Genomic DNA, 4,223 nt, shown 5'->3' with positions numbered 1-4,223 from the left:
GTGGGGCTGCTGTGGGTGGCGACCTTCTACATCACCCAGGGCTCGTTCCCGGTCGGCGCGCTCGGCTACTGGAACCTGATGATCGGCTTCGCGCTGATGCTGGCCGGGTTCCTGATGACCACCCGCTGGCGCTGACGCCTTCCGTCCGGACGAAGCCGGACCGAGCCCGTCGTCCCACGTGCGCTTCCGCTTCCGCCGCTCACGTGTTCTTGCGCCCTTGGTGCTCGTCCACCTTGGTGGCCGGGCCGCGCCGGGTTGTCCGGATGACGGAATGACACCTGTGTAGTTTTCCCCAAACTGGGGACAACCTGTGGATAACTCCGATGGGTGTGGACGGGAACGCGCCCGTTGTCCACAGGGAGCGCCGCCGGACGCGGCCCCGAGCCTCGACTGTTGCTGACGGAACGCGGTTCCCCCGAGCACGGACCCCTCAGCAACAGTCCCGGGTCGAGGAGGACCGCCGGTCAGTAGGGCAGCGTGACGGTGGCGTAGCGCAGCCAGGCGAGCACACCGGCCAGCACGAGGACCGCCACGAGCAGCGGCACCTGCAGCTGCCGTCGCCACGTGGGCGCCCGCGGCGAGGTCCAGGCGATCACCGCGCCACACAGCAGCCCGGTGATGGCACCGCCGACGTGGGCCTGCCAGGCGATACCCGGCACGATGAACCCCAGCACGGCGTTGATCACGAGGATCCCCAGGATCCCGGCGCTCGAGCGACCGAGGTGCCGGTTGATGACGAACATCGCCAGGAACAGCCCGAACACCGCACCGGAGGCGCCGACCGTGGGCGTGACCCAGCCGGTCTGCGGGTTCTGGATCGTCGGCGGCTGGGCGAACAGCAGGTAGCCCACGGACCCGCCGATGGCGCTGATGAGGTACAGCGCGAGGAAGCGGACGCGCCCCAGCAGCGGCTCGAGATACTGCCCGAGGATCCACAGGGCGTACATGTTGAAGCCGATGTGCCAGATGTTGCCGATGCCGGGCGCGTGCACGAACGCGGCGGTGACGAACCGCCACGGCTCGCTGCTGCCCTGCAGCGGGGAGAACCACAGGTCGCGCGTGACGATCGGTGAGGCGAGCTGCCCGAGCCAGACCAGCACGCAGATCGCGATGAGCGTGTAGGTGACCAGCGGGCGCGTGTCGCGGCTGGCGCGCCCGCCGAGCGTGGTCCGGGTGACGCGGGCGCCCCGGTTGGCCTCGCGGATGCAGTCCACGCACTGCACGCCGACCGCAGCGGGCCGCTGGCACTCCGGGCACGTCGGGCGGCCGCAGCGCTGGCAGCGCACGTAGGACACCCGGTCCGGGTGCCGTGGGCACACCGGTGCCTGCTGGTCCTGGTATGCCGGGTGCTCACTCATCGTCGTCGGCTCGCCTCGTCAGGGTGACCGGCTGGGGTGCCGGGCGTGGTCTGGTGGGACCGCGGGACCTCCCGCGGTTGCTGCTGTGGGAGGAACGAACCGCCCATGGTGGGGATTCCTGAGCCGACCCCACCATGGGCGCGGACAGCGGCGGTGTCAGTCGCGGGTGACGGTGACCTTCTCGATGACGACCGGCTCGACCGGGCGGTCCTGGGCGGCGGTCGGCACGCCCGCGATGGCGTCGACGACCTCGCGGCTGGGGCCGTCGGCGACCTCACCGAAGATCGTGTGCTTGCCCTGCAACCAGGTGGTCGGGCCGACGGTGATGAAGAACTGCGAGCCGTTCGTGCCCTTGCCGCCGCGCTTGCCGGCGTTGGCCATCGCGAGCATGTAGGGCTGGGTGAAGTCGCGCGCGGGGCTGATCTCGTCATCGAAGGTGTAGCCCGGACCGCCCATGCCCTGCCCGAGCGGGCAGCCGCCCTGGATCATGAAGCCCGGGATGATCCGGTGGAACACGAGGCCGTCGTAGAACGGCTGCGGGTTCGTCCGGCCGGCGTCGTCCTTGTACTCCTTCTCGCCGCTGGCGAGGCCGACGAAGTTGTCCACCGTCTTCGGCGCATCATGGGGGAACAGGGTGAGGTTGATGTCGCCCTTGTTGGTGTGCAGCGTCACGTTCATGAGCGCCATCCTCGCACGCACCCCTGCCCCGCCCGTCCCGCACCTGCGGCGCCCGGTGGTCGGATGGGGGTGCGGCAGGGCAGGATGGGCAGGAACCGACCGGCGACGCGACAGGAGGACTCGAGTGATCACTCGCAGGAGCAAGGCCGAGAAGGTGAACAAGAAGGCCCAGGCGAAAGCCGTGAAGGCCGGGCACACGGTCACGGACTCGGTCCGCGAGCGAGTGGCCCCCGCCGTGGCGGAAGGCGCCACGCTGGCTGTGGAGTGGGGCAAGCCCCGAGCCGAGGCGGCCTACGAGTGGAGCAAGCCGCGGGCCGAGGCGGCCTACGAGTGGAGCAGGCCGCGGGCCGAGGCTGCCGCCGAGGCGGCCTACGAGTGGACCAAGCCGCGCGCCGAGGCCGCGGCGAAGGCGGCCAAGGACTGGGGCAAGCCCCGGGCCGAGGCCGCGTACGAGTGGAGCAAGCCGCAGCTGGAGCACGGGCTGGAGGTGGCCGGCCCCAAGGTGGAGCAGGCCGTCGCCGCCGTCGGCCCGGCGGTGGACACCGCGCGCGACAAGATCGTCGACGAGGTGCTGCCCAAGGTGCAGAAGGCGCTCGCCGAGCTCTCGGAGGGCAAGGGTGACCTCGCCCGCCGCAGCAGCGCCGCAGCGGCCGTGCTCAGCGACGGCAACGTCGGCAAGAAGCGCAGCGGCAAGGGCGGCACCGTGCTGATCGTGCTGGGAGTCCTGGCTGCCGCGGGAGCCGCGGTGGCGGCATACCTGAAGAAGTCGCAGGGCGCCGAGGACCCATGGGCGACGCCGCCGGCCGAGCCCTACGTCCCGCCGACCAGCACCACCTCGGGCGTCACCACGAGCACGACCGGCACGGCCGCGGGAACGGCCGCCGGCAGCGGTCTCGCCACCGAGCTCGACGGGGCGCCGGGCAACGGCACCGAGCCGCTCGGCACGAACACCGTGGGCGGCGCCGACACCACGGCCACTGACCCGACGGGCACGATCCCGACGGCCGGTGCGCAGGACATCCGCGACGTGGACGTCGACGCCCTGGCCAAGGAGACGCCCGACGAGAACGTCACGGCCGACGACGTCGACGCCGAGCGCGACTTCGACGAGAACGACGTCACGCGGCACCGCAACCGCAACGGGGAGAACTGACCACCCCTGAGCCACCCCTCCCCCCGCAAGTCTTTGGGACGTTTCCGCTGTTGTGGCAGCGGGAACGTCCCAAAGACCTGTCAGGGCTGCACCACATCTCGTGACTTTGCGCTCGGGGCGTCCCGAGAACGGCGGGAAAGTCCCGAGATTCGCGTGCCGGGCAGGTCCGGGGGTCAGGCCGGGGTGACCGGCACGACGTCGGGCGCCCCCATGCGGGCGGCGTCGGCGGTCTCGTCGTCGGGCATCTGCTGGCTCTGCCGCTCGGCCTCGACCCGGGCGAGGTAGTGCCGCACCTCGCGTTCGCGCTGCTCGGCTCCCCACCCCAGCACGGTCCCCATGAGCTCGGCCACCACCGACGCAGACCGGGTGCCCCGGTCGAAGGTCTCGATCGAGATCCGGGTGCGCCGGGTGAGCACGTCGTCGAGGTGGCGGGCGCCCTCGTGGGAGGTGGCGTAGACGACCTCGGCGCGCAGGTAGTCGCCCGCGCCGTCGAGCGGCTCACCCAGCGAGGGGTCCTTGGCCACGAGGTCGAGCACCTCGGTGACGAGGGAGCCGTAGCGGCGCAGCAGGTGCTCGATCCGCGCCTGGTGCAGGCCGCTGCGGTCGGCGAGGAGGGCCCGCTGGTTCCACAGCGCCTCGTAGCCATCGGCCCCCAGCAGCGGGACGTCGTCGGTGCAGCAGCGCGGCACCCGCCGCCCCGCGGCCGCGGACAGCCCGTGCGCCGCCTCGTCGATCGCGTCCTTGGCCATGATCCGGTATGTCGTGTACTTGCCTCCCGCGACCACCACCAGTCCCGGGACGGTGTGGCTGACGGCGTGTTCGCGGGAGAGCTTGCTCGTGGCCTCGGACTCCCCGGCCAGCAGCGGCCGCAGTCCGGCGTAGACGCCCTCGACGTCGGCCCGGGTCAGCGGGGTCGACAGGACGGCGTTGACGTGCCGCAGCAGGTAGTCGATGTCCCGCTGGCTGGCCGCCGGGTGGGCCTTGCCCAGGGTCCAGTCGGTGTCGGTGGTCCCGATGATCCAGTGCCGGCCCCA

The 4,223-nt window shown here is 71.7% G+C and carries 5 protein-coding genes; 2 read left to right on the top strand and 3 right to left on the bottom strand.

Annotated features, from left to right (window positions below; translation table 11 throughout):
* Positions 1–135, top strand: coding sequence for a cell division protein CrgA (locus tag VFL99_RS07070; RefSeq protein WP_325105632.1), 135 nt, complete (start codon positions 1–3; stop codon positions 133–135).
* A gap of 329 nt (positions 136–464) precedes the next feature.
* Here the strand turns inward: VFL99_RS07070 and VFL99_RS07065 are convergent, their stop codons facing one another.
* Positions 465–1,358 carry a rhomboid family intramembrane serine protease gene (locus tag VFL99_RS07065; protein WP_325105631.1) on the bottom strand — a complete coding sequence of 298 codons (894 nt, stop codon included), beginning with the start codon at positions 1,356–1,358 and terminating at the stop codon, positions 465–467.
* A gap of 156 nt (positions 1,359–1,514) precedes the next feature.
* Entirely contained in the window at positions 1,515–2,036 is a 522-nt protein-coding gene (locus tag VFL99_RS07060) for a peptidylprolyl isomerase (protein ID WP_325105630.1), read from the bottom strand.
* 124 nt (positions 2,037–2,160) lie between these two features.
* Here VFL99_RS07060 and VFL99_RS07055 point away from each other — a divergent pair, with 124 nt between their 5' ends.
* Positions 2,161–3,189, top strand: a complete 1,029-nt coding sequence (locus VFL99_RS07055; RefSeq protein WP_325105629.1) for a hypothetical protein — start codon at positions 2,161–2,163, stop codon at positions 3,187–3,189.
* Between the two features lie 173 nt (positions 3,190–3,362).
* On the opposite strand, the gene VFL99_RS07050 is transcribed toward VFL99_RS07055, so the two are convergent.
* Positions 3,363–4,223 (bottom strand): glycerol-3-phosphate dehydrogenase/oxidase (locus VFL99_RS07050; protein ID WP_325105628.1); only part of this gene is annotated, 861 nt, incomplete at its 5' end.

This window comes from Segeticoccus sp., assembly GCF_035708005.1.
The sequence above is the reverse complement of the archived record's forward strand: the minus strand, read 5'-3'. Positions and strand labels throughout refer to the sequence as shown.

Excerpts from the sequence above, each read along its gene's own strand:
- VFL99_RS07065 (WP_325105631.1), bottom strand. The coding sequence starts at position 1,358 with ATGAGTGAGCACCCGGCATACCAGGACCAGCAGGCACCGGTGTGCCCA.
- VFL99_RS07060 (WP_325105630.1), bottom strand. The coding sequence starts at position 2,036 with ATGAACGTGACGCTGCACACCAACAAGGGCGACATCAACCTCACCCTG.